Origin of the sequence: Cryocola sp. 340MFSha3.1, assembly GCF_000383315.1 — a bacterium.
Taxonomy (GTDB): Bacteria; Actinomycetota; Actinomycetes; order Actinomycetales; family Microbacteriaceae; genus Leifsonia.
The window spans coordinates 1506517-1520275 of the sequence record NZ_KB911087.1 but is presented as its reverse complement, the minus strand read 5'-3'; the positions used below and the strand labels follow the sequence as shown (position 1 = coordinate 1520275).

Annotated in this window: 13 protein-coding genes; 9 read left to right on the top strand and 4 right to left on the bottom strand. The window is 69.3% G+C overall.

Annotation, left to right across the window (positions count from 1 at the left end; translation table 11 throughout):
- Positions 1-102: 102 nt before the first annotated feature.
- The 3 genes from H284_RS0107200 to H284_RS0107190 are packed head-to-tail and all read left to right on the top strand — an operon-like array spanning position 103 to position 3013.
- Positions 103-960 (top strand): ABC transporter permease subunit, encoded by an 858-nt coding sequence (locus H284_RS0107200; RefSeq protein WP_020075701.1) that lies wholly within the window; start codon positions 103-105, stop codon positions 958-960.
- Entirely contained in the window at positions 957-1868 is a 912-nt protein-coding gene (locus tag H284_RS0107195) for a carbohydrate ABC transporter permease (protein ID WP_020075700.1), read from the top strand. The genes H284_RS0107200 and H284_RS0107195 overlap by 4 nt, the downstream gene beginning before the upstream one ends.
- A gap of 47 nt (positions 1869-1915) precedes the next feature.
- On the top strand, positions 1916-3013 hold the full coding sequence (locus tag H284_RS0107190; protein ID WP_020075699.1) for a glycoside hydrolase family 172 protein: 1098 nt from the start codon (positions 1916-1918) through the stop codon (positions 3011-3013).
- A 15-nt stretch (positions 3014-3028) separates the two neighbouring features.
- Here H284_RS0107190 and H284_RS0107185 read toward each other — a convergent pair whose 3' ends face one another.
- Positions 3029-4051 (bottom strand): LacI family DNA-binding transcriptional regulator, encoded by a 1023-nt coding sequence (locus H284_RS0107185; RefSeq protein ID WP_020075698.1) that lies wholly within the window; start codon positions 4049-4051, stop codon positions 3029-3031.
- A 157-nt stretch (positions 4052-4208) separates the two neighbouring features.
- Between H284_RS0107185 and H284_RS0107180 the strand changes: the two genes are divergently transcribed.
- From H284_RS0107180 to H284_RS0107160, 5 genes are all read left to right on the top strand, one after another.
- The gene (locus H284_RS0107180) at positions 4209-5561 is read left to right on the top strand and encodes an ABC transporter substrate-binding protein (protein WP_231371105.1); all 1353 of its coding nucleotides are present in this window, start codon (positions 4209-4211) and stop codon (positions 5559-5561) included.
- A 131-nt stretch (positions 5562-5692) separates the two neighbouring features.
- On the top strand, positions 5693-6565 hold the full coding sequence (locus tag H284_RS0107175) for a carbohydrate ABC transporter permease (protein WP_020075697.1): 873 nt from the start codon (positions 5693-5695) through the stop codon (positions 6563-6565).
- Positions 6562-7386 (top strand): carbohydrate ABC transporter permease, encoded by an 825-nt coding sequence (locus tag H284_RS0107170; protein ID WP_018189691.1) that lies wholly within the window; start codon positions 6562-6564, stop codon positions 7384-7386. The genes H284_RS0107175 and H284_RS0107170 overlap by 4 nt, the downstream gene beginning before the upstream one ends.
- 3 nt (positions 7387-7389) lie before the next feature.
- Positions 7390-8382: a glycoside hydrolase family protein gene (locus H284_RS0107165; RefSeq protein ID WP_020075696.1), complete on the top strand. Its 993-nt coding sequence runs from the start codon at positions 7390-7392 to the stop codon at positions 8380-8382.
- Positions 8379-9536, top strand: coding sequence for a serine hydrolase domain-containing protein (locus H284_RS0107160; protein WP_020075695.1), 1158 nt, complete (start codon positions 8379-8381; stop codon positions 9534-9536). The genes H284_RS0107165 and H284_RS0107160 overlap by 4 nt, the downstream gene beginning before the upstream one ends.
- A gap of 37 nt (positions 9537-9573) precedes the next feature.
- Here the strand turns inward: H284_RS0107160 and H284_RS0107155 are convergent, their stop codons facing one another.
- Together H284_RS0107155 and H284_RS20000 are read right to left on the bottom strand one after the other, a co-directional pair.
- Entirely contained in the window at positions 9574-10899 is a 1326-nt protein-coding gene (locus tag H284_RS0107155) for an enolase C-terminal domain-like protein (protein ID WP_020075694.1), read from the bottom strand.
- 124 nt (positions 10900-11023) lie between these two features.
- Positions 11024-11944, bottom strand: coding sequence for a LysR substrate-binding domain-containing protein (locus H284_RS20000; RefSeq protein ID WP_039731223.1), 921 nt, complete (start codon positions 11942-11944; stop codon positions 11024-11026).
- Positions 11945-12089: 145 nt separating this feature from the next.
- Between H284_RS20000 and H284_RS0107145 the strand changes: the two genes are divergently transcribed.
- On the top strand, positions 12090-12998 hold the full coding sequence (locus H284_RS0107145) for a DMT family transporter (protein WP_039731222.1): 909 nt from the start codon (positions 12090-12092) through the stop codon (positions 12996-12998).
- A 41-nt stretch (positions 12999-13039) separates the two neighbouring features.
- Here the strand turns inward: H284_RS0107145 and H284_RS0107140 are convergent, their stop codons facing one another.
- Entirely contained in the window at positions 13040-13747 is a 708-nt protein-coding gene (locus H284_RS0107140; protein ID WP_018189697.1) for a GntR family transcriptional regulator, read from the bottom strand.
- Between the last annotated feature and the right edge of the window lie 12 nt (positions 13748-13759).

Genomic DNA, 13759 nt, shown 5'->3' with positions numbered 1-13759 from the left:
TCCGGAGAGCATGACATGACGACAGCGACACCAGCCGCGGCGCCCCCGCTGCGGCGCCGGCGGTCAGCGCGACGCGCCGGCTACTGGATGTACCTCCTCCCGATGATCATCGGGACGGCGGTGATCGTCCTCCTCCCGTTCGCGGTGAACGTGTTCATCAGCCTGTTCCGCTGGAAGGGCGGCATCGCCCCGATGCGCTGGAACGGTCTGCAGAACTACGTGGACCTGCTGCACGACTCGCAGTTCTGGCTGGCGTTCACGAACACGATCTTCATGATCGTCGGCATCGTGATCGTCCCCACCCTGCTCGGGCTGCTGCTGGCGGCCATGCTCTTCGACTACATCGGCCGGGAGTTCGGCGGCAGGACGGCCGCGTTCCTCCGGGCCACCTACTACCTGCCGCAGATCCTCCCGATCGCGGTGGCCGGCTTCATCTGGAGCTGGGTGCTCGCCACCCAGAACGGCCTGCTGAACAGCGTGATCGAAGCGCTGGGGGTGAAGTGCCCGCCCGACTGGCTCGGCGACCCGAACATCGCGATCTACGCCGTGATGCTGATGCTGATCTGGCTGCAGCTCGGCTATCCGGTCGTCATCTTCATGGCCGCCCTCCAGCGCGTGGACCCGGAGCTCTACGAAGCGGCCTCCCTCGACGGCGCCGGGTGGTGGCGGCGGTTCCGCGCCATCACGGTCCCGCAGATCCGGCCGGAGGTGTTCGTCGTGGTGATCACCGCGACCGTCGGGGCGCTCAAGGTCTTCGCGCCCATCCTCATCCTCACCGGAGGCGGCCCGGAGGGTTCGACCGTCGTGCCGTCCTACTACTCGTATCGGAACTTCTTCGAGCTCTCCAAGGTCGGCTACGGCTCCGCCATCGCGACCGCCATGTCCATCGTCATCTTCCTCGTCGCCGGCGTCATGCTCTGGCTCCAGCGTCGGGGCGCCCGAGAGGAGGCCGCCGGATGACCACGACGACCGCACCCACCGACTCCCGGCCGCGCCGGGCCGATGCGCCGCAGCGGACCGTCCGCGCGGGCGCCCGCCGACGCCGCCCGCGACGGCCCCTCCGGTGGCTCATCCTCGTCGCCGCCGTGCTGATCGCGCTGGTGATGCTCGCGCCGCTCGTCCTGCTCGTGCTCAATGCGTTCAAGACCGGCACCGACTACTCGGCGCATGGCCCGCTCGCGCTTCCGACCAGTTGGAGCCTGCAGTCGTTCCAGGACTACCTCGACCGCGTCGACTTCCTCCGCGCGCTGTGGAACTCGGTGGTCATCTCGACGCTGGTGGCTCTGCTGGGCACGCTCGTCTCGCTGCTCAGCGCCTACGCGATCGGCGTCGGCCGGGTGCGCGGGAGCACGGCGCTGCTCGCCGTCTTCCTGCTGGCGACGATGCTGCCGCAGGAGGCGCTGATCTACCCGCTGTTCTACGGGGCGCAGGCCACCGGCACCTTCAACACCGTGTGGAGCGTCATCATCGTCTTCACCGTGCTGCAGGCCGCATTCGGCACCTACCTGCTGTCGAGCGTGATGTCGACGCTGCCGCCGTCGCTGCTGGAGGCCGCCGCGCTCGACGGCGCCGGACGCTGGCGCATCCTCTGGTCGGTCGTCTACCCGGTGATGCGGCCGACGCTCTCGGTGCTGATGGTGTTCTTCTTCGTCTGGACGTGGAACGAGTTCTACATCCCGCTCATCCTGCTCTCCGACCAGTCGGTGCAGACCGTGCCGATCGCCCTGGCGACGCTGCAAGGGCAGAACTCCATCGACATCACCTCGCTGAACGCCGGGTCGCTGCTCTCGCTGCTGCCCACCCTCGTGTTCTTCATCATCTTCCAGCGCACCCTGAGCCGCGGCGTGACCGTCGGCTCGGTCAAGTAGCCGCCCGACCCATCCATCCGATCCACCCATCAGACCTGAGGAGAACCGTGCTTCCCACCCTGTCCGACCTGCTCGCCGCCGACGGCGTGCGCTCCCGCTCCATCAACGCGGAGAACCCCACCGGCGCACCGGGCGCGGCCGCGGCGGCGAGTTCGCACCTCGGTCCCGGCCGGAAGGGCAGCGCGTACGCGGCCCTGCCCGCAGGCGGCAGCCTGACGCTCGCCGACATCGAGGGGCCCGGCGTCATCCGGCACATCTGGATCACGGTCCCCGACCGCACGGACGGCGGCCCGTTCGTGCTGCGCGACCTGGTGCTGCGGATGTACTGGGACGACGAGGAGCAGCCCGCGGTCGAGGCGCCGCTCGGCGACTTCTTCTGCAACGGCTTCGCCGCGCGGGCGCTGGTCACCTCCGAGCCGATCGTGGTGGCGCCGACCGGCGGGATGAACTCCTACATCCCGATGCCGTTCCGGCAGCGCGCCCGCATCGTGCTGGACAGCGACCACGCAGCTTCGGTCGACCACGTCTTCTTCCAGGTCGACTACACCGTCGGCGACGACATCCCCGAGGGGACGCCGCTGTTCCACGCGCAGTGGCGGCGCTCCAATGCGACGACGGCGCTGGGGGAGGACCACGTCATCCTCGACGGCGTCACCGGACGCGGCCGCTACCTCGGCACCTACATCGGCGTCGCCTCGCTCTCGCGCTACTGGTGGGGGGAGGGCGAGGTGAAGTTCTTCGTCGACGGCGACACCGACCTCCCGACGCTGTGCAGCACCGGGCTCGAGGACTACGCGGGAGGCGCCTGGGCGTTCCAGGACGAACTGCGTCACGACCCGGAGCCCGTTCCGCTGACGTTCAGCGCGCCGTACTGCGGCTATCCCTTCTTCAGCACGCGCGACGAGACGCGCGGGGGCACCTTCATCACCTCCACGGCGCCGATGCACGCGGTGTACCGCTGGCACCTGCCCGACCCGATCTTCTTCGAGAGCGACCTACGCGTGACCGTGCAGCAGATCGGCGTCTGGGACAAGGGCCTCTTCGAGCGCACCGACGACGTCTTCTCGGTCGCCTACTGGTACCAGACCGGTCCGCGGCCGGAGGCGCCCGCCTTCCCGGACGCCGCGGCCCGCGTCCCGCGCTGATCCGCAGCGGGGAGCTCAGACCCGCGCGGCGACCGACGCCCGCTCGATGACCGGCATCGGGATGAGCTCCTCGCCTGCCGGACCGGGATGCAGCAGCAGCTCGACCGAGCGGGCTCCCATCGCCTCGTGGGGGAGGGCGACGGTCGTCAGGCCGGGTCGCAGGTAGGCGGCGAGCTCGTCGTTGTCGAACGAGACGATGGAGAGATCGTCCGGGATGCGCAGGCCCGCTTCGCTCACGGCCTGGTATGCGCCGAACGCCAGCCGGTCGTTCATCGCCACGATGGCCTGCGGGCGGTCCTTCCGGCGGAGCAGCTTCCTGGTCGCCTCGTAGCCCTCGTCGGGCTCCCACAGCCACACGGACGTCTCGGAGACGAAGTCGAGGTCGAGCTCCGCCATCGTGTCGCGGATGCCGGCGACGCGCTGTGCGACGGTCGCGGAGCGGAACAGCCCCTTCTCCTTCGCGTCGCTCTGGCCGAGAAGTGCGATGCCGTCGCGGAACCCGGCGTCCGCCAGCACGTGGACGGCTGACCGGCCACCGCCGTACTCGTCCGGCAGCACCGCGTGCGGGAAGCGCGCGTTCGTCGCGTTCAGCATGACCACCGGCGTCTCGATCCGCATGTCGGGGAGGAACAGCTCCCTCGCACGCATCGTCGCGAAGACGATGCCGTCGACCTGCCGGTCGAGCGCTGCGCCGATCGCCTCGGTCTCGCGCTTCGGTTCGCCGTCCGTCTCGAGCACCATCATGACGTGGCCCGCCGTCTCGGCCGCGTTCAGAGCGCCCTTGATGAGCCCGGAGGCGAAGCGGGTGGTGGCGACGACGTCGGAGATGAACGCGATGGTGTGCGTCTTGTCGGTCTTCAGCCCGCGGGCCGCGACGTTGGGCCGGTAGCCGAGCTCGGCGGCGGCCGCGTGGACGCGGTCATGGGCGTCCTGCGAGAGGCGCGTGTCCGGGCGGCCATTGAGGATCATGGATGCCGCGGAGACGGAGAGGCCCGCCTTCCTGGCGACGTCGGCCAGGGTCACGCGCTTGCTCAGCATCGAGACGTCCTCCTCCTGTTCGGGATGGTAGCCGCTTGGGTGCGCCGTTCGCGGAACGCAGTTGACAATGTGCGCGACGTATCTCAGTATAGGGCCTGCTGAAAGCATTTAGCACTGGGATCGGTATCGACCCATCCTGTCGACGAAGGAGTCCTGCATGTCCACAACATCTCGCGGGCGGAGGGTGCGCGGCGCAGCAGCCGCCGGCCTCATCGCCTCGCTCACCGCACTCGTCTTCACCGGCTGCGCGCCCGGATCCTCCACCTCCGGCGCGACCACCGCGACCGACGTCAGCACCAAGCTCACCTCTGACAAGGTCCAGCTGACGATCGCCGACGAGACCGGGTTCCCGCTGACGGACGACCTCACCAAGGAGTTCACCAAGCAGCACCCGAACATCACGTTCAAGATCACCCGCGACACGTTCCAGAACCTCACGGCCAACGCCCCCAAGCTGCTCGCCAGCTCCACGCCGCCCGACCTCATCCGCCTCCCCACCCTCGGCGACACGGTGAAGGACGGCCTGGTGGCCAACCTCGATCCCTTCTTCACGGCGTACGGCTGGGACAAGTGGTCCCCGGCCCAGCTCGCCCCGCTGCGCATGACCAAGGACGGCGTGCGCGGCAGCGGTTCGCTCTACCAGCTGGGCCTCGGCTACAGCGTCACGGGCATCTTCATGAACACGAAGCTCGCGGCCCAGGCCGGGATCACCGCTCCGCCGGAGACCCTCGGAGAACTCGAGGCCGACTTCGCGAAGGCCAAGGCGGCCGGCATCGCGCCTCTCGTCGAGGGCGACAAGGACGGCGTGGTCAACTTCACCGTCCAGGCGGCGATGAACCAGTACGCCGACAAGCAGGAGTTCCTCGACTGGATGTTCAACAAGCCGGGCGCGACCTACAACACCGCGGGCAACGTGAAGGGCGCCGAGCTCATCCGGAAGTGGGCGGACGCCGGCTACTTCCCGTCGGACATCAACGCGCTCGACTACTTCACGTTCGTCAGCCGCTTCCAGGACGGCGGGGGCGTCTTCACGTTCAACGGCAACTGGGAGGCCGCGAACTACGCCAAGAAGCTCGGGAAGGACCTGACGTTCTTCCTGGTGCCCCCGGCGGAGAAGGGCGGAGACCACGTCGCGATGGGTGCGGCCAACTCGTTCTCGGCCGCGGCCAAGTCGAAGCACCTCAACGAGGTCGCCTACTTCCTGAACTGGGTGCACACCAACGACAAGGCGCGCCAGATCGTCGTCGACGTCACCGGCGCCGCCCCCGGCGGTGACCCGGCGCAGGCCCAGCCGAAGGTCGAGAAGGGCTCCATCACGGAGCAGGTGCTCGCGGCGGCGGCCCAGATCGCCAAGGAGGACGGCCAGGTCGACTTCATGGCGAACACCACGGCGGGCATCTACGCCGGCGCGATCATCCCCGAGTCGCAGCTGCTGGTGACCAGCAAGATCAGCGGCCAGGAGTTCGTCGACAAGGTGCAGGCGTTCTACGAGCAGGAAGTGAAGAAGTAACGATGACCTCGGTGCGACCCCGCGCGGGCGACGACACGACCCGCCATACCCCGTCGGCGCGACGGGCGGTTCGCGACGGTTCGCGCGGGGCCGCATCCGGGACCCCTGTGCGTCCGGCCACCCGGAAGCGGATGGCCGGACGCACGGGACGGATCGGCTGGCTGCTCGTCGCTCCCGCCCTGTTCTTCTACGCCGCGTTCGTGCTCTGGCCGCTCATCCAGGGCGTCCAGTACTCGTTCTACGACTGGAACGGCATCGGCGCCTCGACCTGGGTCGGGCTCTCGAACTACCTGACGGTGTTCACCGATCCCGACCTCCTCGGCGCGATCCGGAACGCGTTCATCCTCATCGCGTTCTTCACCGTCATCCCGGTGGTGGCGGGGCTCGTGCTCGCCACGCTCATCCGCTCCATCCGGGCCGGGTTCTTCTCGAGCCTCTCGCAGACGGTGCTCTTCCTCCCGCAGATCATCCCGCTCGCGGCCGCCGGCATCGCCTGGTCGTGGATGTACGCGCAGACCGGCGCCGTCAACCAGATCCTGGGATGGATCGGGCTGGGCGGTCTCGCGCGCCCGTGGCTCGGCGACTACCAGACCGCGCTCCCGGCCGTCGGGCTGATCGGCTCGTGGACGCTGACCGGCCTGTGCACCGTCCTGCTCCTCACCGGCATCGGCAAGATCGACGCCTCCCTCTACGAGGCCGCGCGGCTCGACGGGGCCGGCTGGTGGCGCGAGTTCTTCACGATCACCCTCCCCGGCCTCCGCCAGGAGCTGGCTGTGCTCATCACCATCACGATCATCGCCGCGCTCAGCAGCTTCGACATCATCTACACGACCACCCTCGGCGGTCCCGGCCGCGCCACCCTGGTGCCCGGCATCTCCATCTACCGGATCGGGTTCACGCAGAGCGAGGTGGGGCTGGCCTCCGCCTTCGGCATCGTGCTCATGATCCTCGTCCTCGTGGTCGTCCTCCCGATCCAGCGCCTCTCGAAAGTCCGTGACCAATGATCGTCAATCCCGTCGAGAAGTGGACCGGCCGCGTGCTGCTCGTCCTCGTGCTCGTGCTCACCGTCATCCCGCTGCTGAACATGGTGTCGGCGGCGCTGCAGCCGGCCGACGTAAACCCGACCGGTCTCGCGTGGCCGACGAACCCGCAGTGGGGCAACTTCGCCGAGGCGTTCAACACCGGTCATGTCTGGGAGCTCCTGGGGTCGAGCGCCCTCATCGTGCTCGGCGTCGTGCCGATCAGCCTCGTCATCGCGAGCCTCGCCGGCTACGCGCTCGGCAGCCTCCGGATGAAGGGGTCCCGCGCCCTGCTGATCCTGTTCGTGCTCGGGCTCACCATCCCGTTCGAGGCGCTGATCATCCCGCTCTACTACGAGATGCAGTCGCTCAACGTGCTGAACACGCAGTGGGCGATCATCCTCCCGCTGATCGGGCTGTTCATGCCGTTCAGCGTGTTCTGGATGCGCGCCCACTTCGTCGGAGTGCCCACCGAGCTGTCCGAGGCGGCGCGGGTCGACGGCGCGGGGATGTGGCAGGAGCTCCGGCTCATCCATCTTCCCCTCGCGCGTCCGGCCCTGTCGGCGCTCGGCATCCTGCTGTTCCTGTGGACGTGGAACCAATTCCTGCTGCCCGTCGTGCTCATCGCCGACCCGCTGCAGCGCACGGTGGCCGGAGCGCTGACGTTCTTCCAGGGGCAGTACAGCCTCAGCATCCCGCTGCTGAACGCGGGAGCGCTGATCATCATCCTGCCGACGATCCTGGTCTTCGTCATCTTCCAGCGCCAGTTCATCAAGGCGCTCATCCAGGGCGCGGTCAAGGGCTGACGGATGGGGTTCAGCAGAGACGGTCATTGGGTCTGGGATTTCTGGGTCGCCGACGACGGCGACCTCTTCCACCTGTTCTACTTGCACGCGCCGGTGTCGCTCGTCGACCCGGATCTGCGGCATCGCAATGCCAGGATCGGGCACGCCACCTCGGCCGACCTCGTCGACTGGGACGATCACGGGACGGTGCTGGGCCCCGGCGGTCCGGGCGACCTGGACGCCTCGGCGACCTGGACGGGCAGCGTCGTCCGCGGCGACGACGGCGCCTGGCGGATGTTCTACACCGGATCGGCATTCCTCTCGCCGGCCGAGATCACCAACATCGAGACCATCGGCGTCGCGGTGTCCGACGACCTGTTCCACTGGCGCAAGGACGATCGGCTGCGGCTGCAGGCCGACCCGCGCTGGTACGAGGTGCTGCCGGACCGCACCTGGCACGAGGAGGCGTGGCGCGATCCGTGGGTGTTCCGCGATGCCGCCGGCGATGGCTGGCACATGCTGATCACGGCGCGCGTGCGTGACGGCGCGTCCGTCCGTGACCGCGGCGTGGTGGGCCACGCGGTCTCGCCCGACCTCGCCGACTGGCGGGTGCAGTCGCCCCTGACGGAGCCGGGAGCGGGGTTCGCGCACCTGGAGGTGCCGCAGAGCGTCCGGCTGGACGGCCGCGACTGGCTGCTGTTCTCGTGCGACACGGCGCATCTCGCCGGCGAACGGTCGGACGGCCCCGGCGGGATCTGGATCGCGCCATCGGCGTCGCCGCTCGGCCCGTTCGAGCTCGAGGCGGCCGACCTGCTTCTGGACGAGCGCTACTATGCAGGGCGCGTGGTGGTCGATCGTGACGGGTCGCCGCACCTCCTGGCGTTCGAGAACACCGGGGAGGCGGGCGGTTTCGGCGGCTGGATCACCGACCCGATCAGGCTGACGACGGAGCCGGACGGCTCCGGAGGGATGCGGCCGAGAGCCGCGATCGACGAAACGGAGACGAAGACCAGATGACCGACGTGATCGAGGGCACCGCAGCGACCGGCTTCGAGGAGGTCGGCTCGGCGTTCGCCGACGCCTTCGCCGGGAGGCCGACGATGGGCGCGGCCCTGTCCGTCCGCGTCGACGGCCGGCCGGTGGTGCAGCTGTGGGGCGGCGTGAAGGACGAGCGCGACGGACAGGCGTGGACGGCGGACACGGCCTCGGTCGTGTTCTCGTGCACCAAGGGCGTCATGTCCATCCTCGTCGCCCGCCTGGTGCAGGACGGCCTGCTCGACTACGAGGCGCCCGTCACCCGATACTGGCCCGAGTTCGCCGCGGCCGGGAAGGGCGACGTGACGGTCGCCGAGCTGCTGTCCCACCGCGCCGGACTCTCCGCCCTGCGCGAGCGGCTCACTCTCGATCAGGCGCTCGACTGGGAGACGGTCACCGGGTTCCTCGCCGCCCAGGAGCCGCTGTGGACGCCGGGTTCGGGGTACGCCTATCACGCGCTCACGCACGGCTGGCTGGCGGGCGAGCTCGTCCGCCGCGTCACCTCCACGATGCCCGGCGCCTACCTGGCGTCGGTCGCCGCGCCCTGGTCGGACGACCTGTGGATCGGGCTGCCGGCCGGCCGCGCCGACCGCGTCGCGCACCTGCAGGCGTCGGAGAGCCAGCGCGAGGCGGGAGAGCAGCTGGAGCAGGCCGAGTCGCCCTGGACGGCCCTCGCGATGACGCTCGGGGACGCCTTCCCGCCGGAGCTCGTGACGCCGGAGGGGGGCTTCAACGACCCTCGGGTCCGGGCCGCGCAGATCCCCGGCGCCGGCGGGATCGCCACCGCGGACGCCCTCGCGTCCCTCTGGTCGTCGACCGTCGTCGAGACCGACGGCGTTCGGGTGCTGGACGACGATGTGCTGGATGCGGGTCTCATCCCGATGAGCGGCGGTGAGCCGGTGTTCCCGACGCCCGGGCCGTGGCCCCGGTGGGCACGCGGCTTCCAGCTGGACTCGGAGGCGCGGCGGTACCTCGGTCCGTCGAGCCTGGGGCACGACGGAGCCGGCGGACAGGTCGCCTTCGCCGACCGCGACACGCGCGTCGGGTTCGCGTTCGTCACCAACTGGATGGAGGCGGGAGCCGACGAGCGGGCGACGAACATCGTCGCGGCGCTGAAGCGCGCGCTCGCGGGCTAGCCAGCCCCACCCTCCGCCGAAGTGCACGTAGTGGTGGCTATTCCGCCGGGATAGCCGCCACTACGTGCACTTCGACGCGGGATTCGCGACCGACCTCGTGCTCGTGGAGGGAGGAGGCGAGCATCTCCATCCCGATGCCCGGGGCCAGCGGCGCGCGGTAACGTCCGCGGGTCACCTCGGCCGGGGTGACGAAGTGCTCGTGCAGGTGCGTCGTGTACTCGATCATCCGGCCCTCCTGGCTGCCCGAGACGGCGACGAAGTCGAACATCGAGAAGTGCTGCACCGCCTCGCACAGGCCGACGCCGCCGGCGTGCGGGCAGACGGGGACGCCGAATTTCGCCGCGAGCAGCAGGATCGCGATGTTCTCGTTGACCCCGGCGACGCGGGTCGAGTCGATCTGGACGATGGATGCGGCGCCCGCCTGCAGCAGCTGCTTGAACAGCACCCGGCTCATGCCGTGCTCGCCGGTCGCGATCGGCACCGGCGCCACCGCCCGGGCGATCGCCGCGTGGGCGAGGACGTCGTCCGGGCTGGTGGGCTCCTCGACCCAGGCGAGGTCGAAGGGCTGGAGGGCGCGGATCCACTCGATGGCCTGGTCGCGATCCCAGCGCTGGTTGGCGTCGATGGCGATCCGGATGTCGGGGCCGACCGTGTCGCGGGCCACGCGGAGGCGGCGGAGGTCGTCATCGAGCCGGTCGCCGACCTTGAGCTTGATCTGCGTGAAGCCGTCGTCGACGGCCTCGCGCGCCAGGCGCCGCAGCTTCTCGTCGGAGTAGCCGAGCCAGCCGGGCGTCGTCGTGTAGCCGGGATACCCGTCGGCGAGCAGTTCGGCCTCGCGCGCAGCACGGCCTGGCTCCGCCGCGCGCAGCAATTCGAGCGCCTGCTCGGGGGTGAGGGCGTCGGTGAGGTACCGGAAGTCGACGAGCGCGACCAGCTCCTCCGGCGACATGCGGGACAGCAGCTGCCAGAGGGGAAGACCCGCGCGCTTGGCCTTGAGGTCCCAGAACGCGTTCACGACGGCGCCGATGGCCATGTGCATGACGCCCTTCTCGGGGCCGAGCCAGCGCAGCTGCGAGTCGTGGACGAACTCGCGCCAGAACCCGCCGAGGTCGTCCAGGATCGCTTCGACGTTCCTGCCCTCCACGCGGTGGGCGATGGCCTCGATGGCGGCGACCTGGACGTCGTTGCCGCGACCGATCGTGAACACGAAGGCGTGGCCCTCGTGGCCGTCCAGGGCGTCGGTCGTAACGCGCAGGTAGGCGGCGGAGTAGTCCGGGTCCGGGTTCATCGCGTCCGACCCGTCCAGCAGGGCGGATGTCTCGAACCGCACATCCAGGGTCTCGAAGCCCGTGACGATGCTCACTCCGTTGTCCTCTCGCTCGTCCTACTCAATATCCTATTGGATATAGTCCAACGAGCGCCAGCAAGACACATCGTGCGCGCGGGAAGTGCGACCGGGCAGGAGCTGGAGTCGTCGGCGGGGTGACTCAGGCGTGCGCCGTCGGGGTGCGTCGCACGTGATCCTTTGCGGTCGCCGCCAGCACTTCGGCGATGCGCTCCACCCCGGCGTCGCCGCGGAGGGAGGAGCGGTAGGCGACGTCGATGTGCCGCTGCAGCGGGAGTGTGGGCGCGCACAGTGTCACGCCCTCAGGGACCGACGGGACGGTGAGTCCAGGCACGAGCGCGACACCGGCTCCCGCGGCGACGAGTTCGAGCTGTGCGGCGAAGTCGACGCTCTCGGCCACGACCCTCGGCCGGAAGCCGGCCAGCCCGCAGGCGCGATCCACCATCTCATAGCAGGTCAAGTCCGCCTGCGGCGCCACCCACGAGTGCTCGGAGAGATCGGCGATGTCGACCATCGGAGCCGCCGCGTCGTCGTCGGCGCGGATCGCCAGCCAGACCCGCTCGCTGACGAGCCGGCGGCCCACGATGCCGTCCGGGAGGCGGCGGGGGACATTGGAGTACGAGTGGACGACGGCCACATCCGAGAGCCCGCTGAGCAGATTCGCGAGGGCTTCCGCCGGCTCCGGCGTGCTCAGGTTCAGCTGGATGCCGGAGTGCTCGGACAGGTGCCTCCAGGTGTCGGCGACGAAAGTCCGGGCAGCCGAAGGGAAGGCGGCGAGCCGGTAAGTTCCGGCCCTCCCGAGTCGGAGGGATTCCACCTCGAGCTCGGCGAGCGAGAGCCGGTCCAGTACATCCCGCCCGTGCTCGGCGAGCATTCTCCCGGCTGGCGTGAGCGCCAGGCGCCGCCCCTGACGCTCGGTGAGGGTGACGCCGAGCTCCTTCTCCAGGGCGGAGAGCTGCATCGAGATGCCGGGCGCCGTCAGCTGAAGCTCCTCGGCGACCGCCGCGATGGTCCCCAGCCGATCCAAGTCGGCGAGCATCCGGAGCTTGCGTACATCTATCATCTGTGAACTTTAGCATTCAGAGCTTAAGGCCGAATCGATGCTGAGCTCAGGCGGCGAGGTCGTCACAAAAAACTAAGCGTGAGTGAGTTGTCGCATAAAGATTATTCACTTGTGCTGTATGGAACACGTCAAGAATCCTTGAAGAGTGAAAGCGAATCGCGGAGTCTTGGCCGGTCTGGCCGTCGTCGTGCTGTGGGCCAGCGCCTTCCCTGCTATCCAGGTGGCCGCGCCGGCCTTCGGTGTGATCGGGCTCTCGTTCGTCAGACTCGCGGTGGCGATGATCGCGCTCCTGGCGTTCGCAGCGGTGAAGCGGGTCAGCCTCCCGAGGCCGCGCGATTTCGGTTGGATCGTCGCCGCTGGATTCTTCGGGATGACCGCCTACCAGCTACTCCTCAACGAGAGCGAGCTGCACGTGCCTGCGGGGACGGCGAGCATCATCGTCGCGGCCGCACCGCTCGTCTCGGTCGCGGTCGCCTTCCTCCTCTTCCGCGAACCCGTCACGCGGTTCACCGTCGTCGGCAGCCTGATCGCCCTGGCGGGGGTGGCCGTTGTGTGCCTGGCGCGAGCAGGCGTGTCGCTGTCCGCCTCCGTGTGGATCGTCGTCGCGGCGATGGTCGTACAGGGCATCTATCATCCCCTGCAGCGGCCGCTGTTGAAGACCTACACCGGTCTCGAGGTCGCCACCTACACGATGGTCGCCGGCACCGCGATGACGCTGCCCCTCGTCCCGTTCGGGTGGGGGCGGCTGGTCGAGGCGTCGCCGACAGGATGGATAGCGGCCGTCTACCTCGGTCTTCTGCCGTCCGCGCTCGGGTTCGTGCTCTGGGGCTACGCGGTCGGCCATCTCCCGGTGGCGATCGCGACCTCCCTGCTCTACCTCGTCCCGCCGATCGCGGTGTTCATCGCCTGGGTCTGGCTGGGCGAGATCCCGCTCCCCACCGAACTGATCGGCGGCCTCATCGTGATCGCAGGCGTCGTCGTGATCTCGCAGGGCGCACGCCTCGTCCGGCGCGCCCATCGCCGTCAGCCGGCGACGGTATCCATCGAGCGCTGATCGTGGAATCGAGCAGTGGAGAAAGCGCGAGGGGAGGGACGCTAGCCGGCCTTCTCGGCTTCGGCGAGGCTCGCGGAGATGCGGGCGTACGACTTGGTGATGTGGTCGAGCATCGCCTTCTCGGCCGAGGCGGGCTTGCCGCTGCGCAGCGCCTCCAGCACGGCCTCGTGCTCGCCCGACGTCTCGTCCACGACGCCGTGCTTGAAGTAGATGCGGTACTGGTGCATGTGCGAGCGGAGGCGCCCGATCGCGTCGGCCAGCAGGGCGTTGCCCGAGTGCTCGGCGATGATGCGATGGAACTCGGCGTCCTGGTTGGCGAAGTCCTTGTAGTCCTTGAAGCGGTCGCCGCCGGTCTGCGCCGCCTGGCCGCTGCGGTGCATGGCGTCGCAGAGGTCCTCCAGCTGCTTCAGCGTGTCCGCATCCAGCTCGCCCGCCGCGTTGCGGGTCGCGTACGGCTCCAGCAGCCGCCGCATCTCGAACAGTTGACGCAGTCCGTCGCTGTCGAGCAGGGGCGCCGCGGTGTAGCCCTTCAGGGCCTTCTTGACGACCAGGCCCTCCGACTCGAGGCGCGCGAGCGCCTCCCGGACCGGGGTGGGGGAGACATTGAGCTGGCGGGCGATGCCGTCGATGCTGGCGCGGCTGCCCGGCTCGATCACCTGGTCCATCAGCAGGCCGAGGACGGCGTCGTACACGTCATCGGCCAGCGCCCGCCGCGCCGGCAGGAAGTGTTCCCCCGATTGGATCGTCATGTGCACATCCTA

Coding starts and splice junctions, on each gene's coding strand:
- H284_RS0107175 (WP_020075697.1), top strand. CDS start 5,693: ATGGCCGGACGCACGGGACGGATCGGCTGGCTGCTCGTCGCTCCCGCC.
- H284_RS20000 (WP_039731223.1), bottom strand. CDS start 11,944: ATGATAGATGTACGCAAGCTCCGGATGCTCGCCGACTTGGATCGGCTG.
- H284_RS0107185 (WP_020075698.1), bottom strand. CDS start 4,051: ATGCTGAGCAAGCGCGTGACCCTGGCCGACGTCGCCAGGAAGGCGGGC.
- H284_RS0107140 (WP_018189697.1), bottom strand. CDS start 13,747: ATGACGATCCAATCGGGGGAACACTTCCTGCCGGCGCGGCGGGCGCTG.
- H284_RS0107180 (WP_231371105.1), top strand. CDS start 4,209: ATGTCCACAACATCTCGCGGGCGGAGGGTGCGCGGCGCAGCAGCCGCC.
- H284_RS0107200 (WP_020075701.1), top strand. CDS start 103: ATGATCATCGGGACGGCGGTGATCGTCCTCCTCCCGTTCGCGGTGAAC.
- H284_RS0107195 (WP_020075700.1), top strand. CDS start 957: ATGACCACGACGACCGCACCCACCGACTCCCGGCCGCGCCGGGCCGAT.
- H284_RS0107170 (WP_018189691.1), top strand. CDS start 6,562: ATGATCGTCAATCCCGTCGAGAAGTGGACCGGCCGCGTGCTGCTCGTC.
- H284_RS0107165 (WP_020075696.1), top strand. CDS start 7,390: ATGGGGTTCAGCAGAGACGGTCATTGGGTCTGGGATTTCTGGGTCGCC.
- H284_RS0107160 (WP_020075695.1), top strand. CDS start 8,379: ATGACCGACGTGATCGAGGGCACCGCAGCGACCGGCTTCGAGGAGGTC.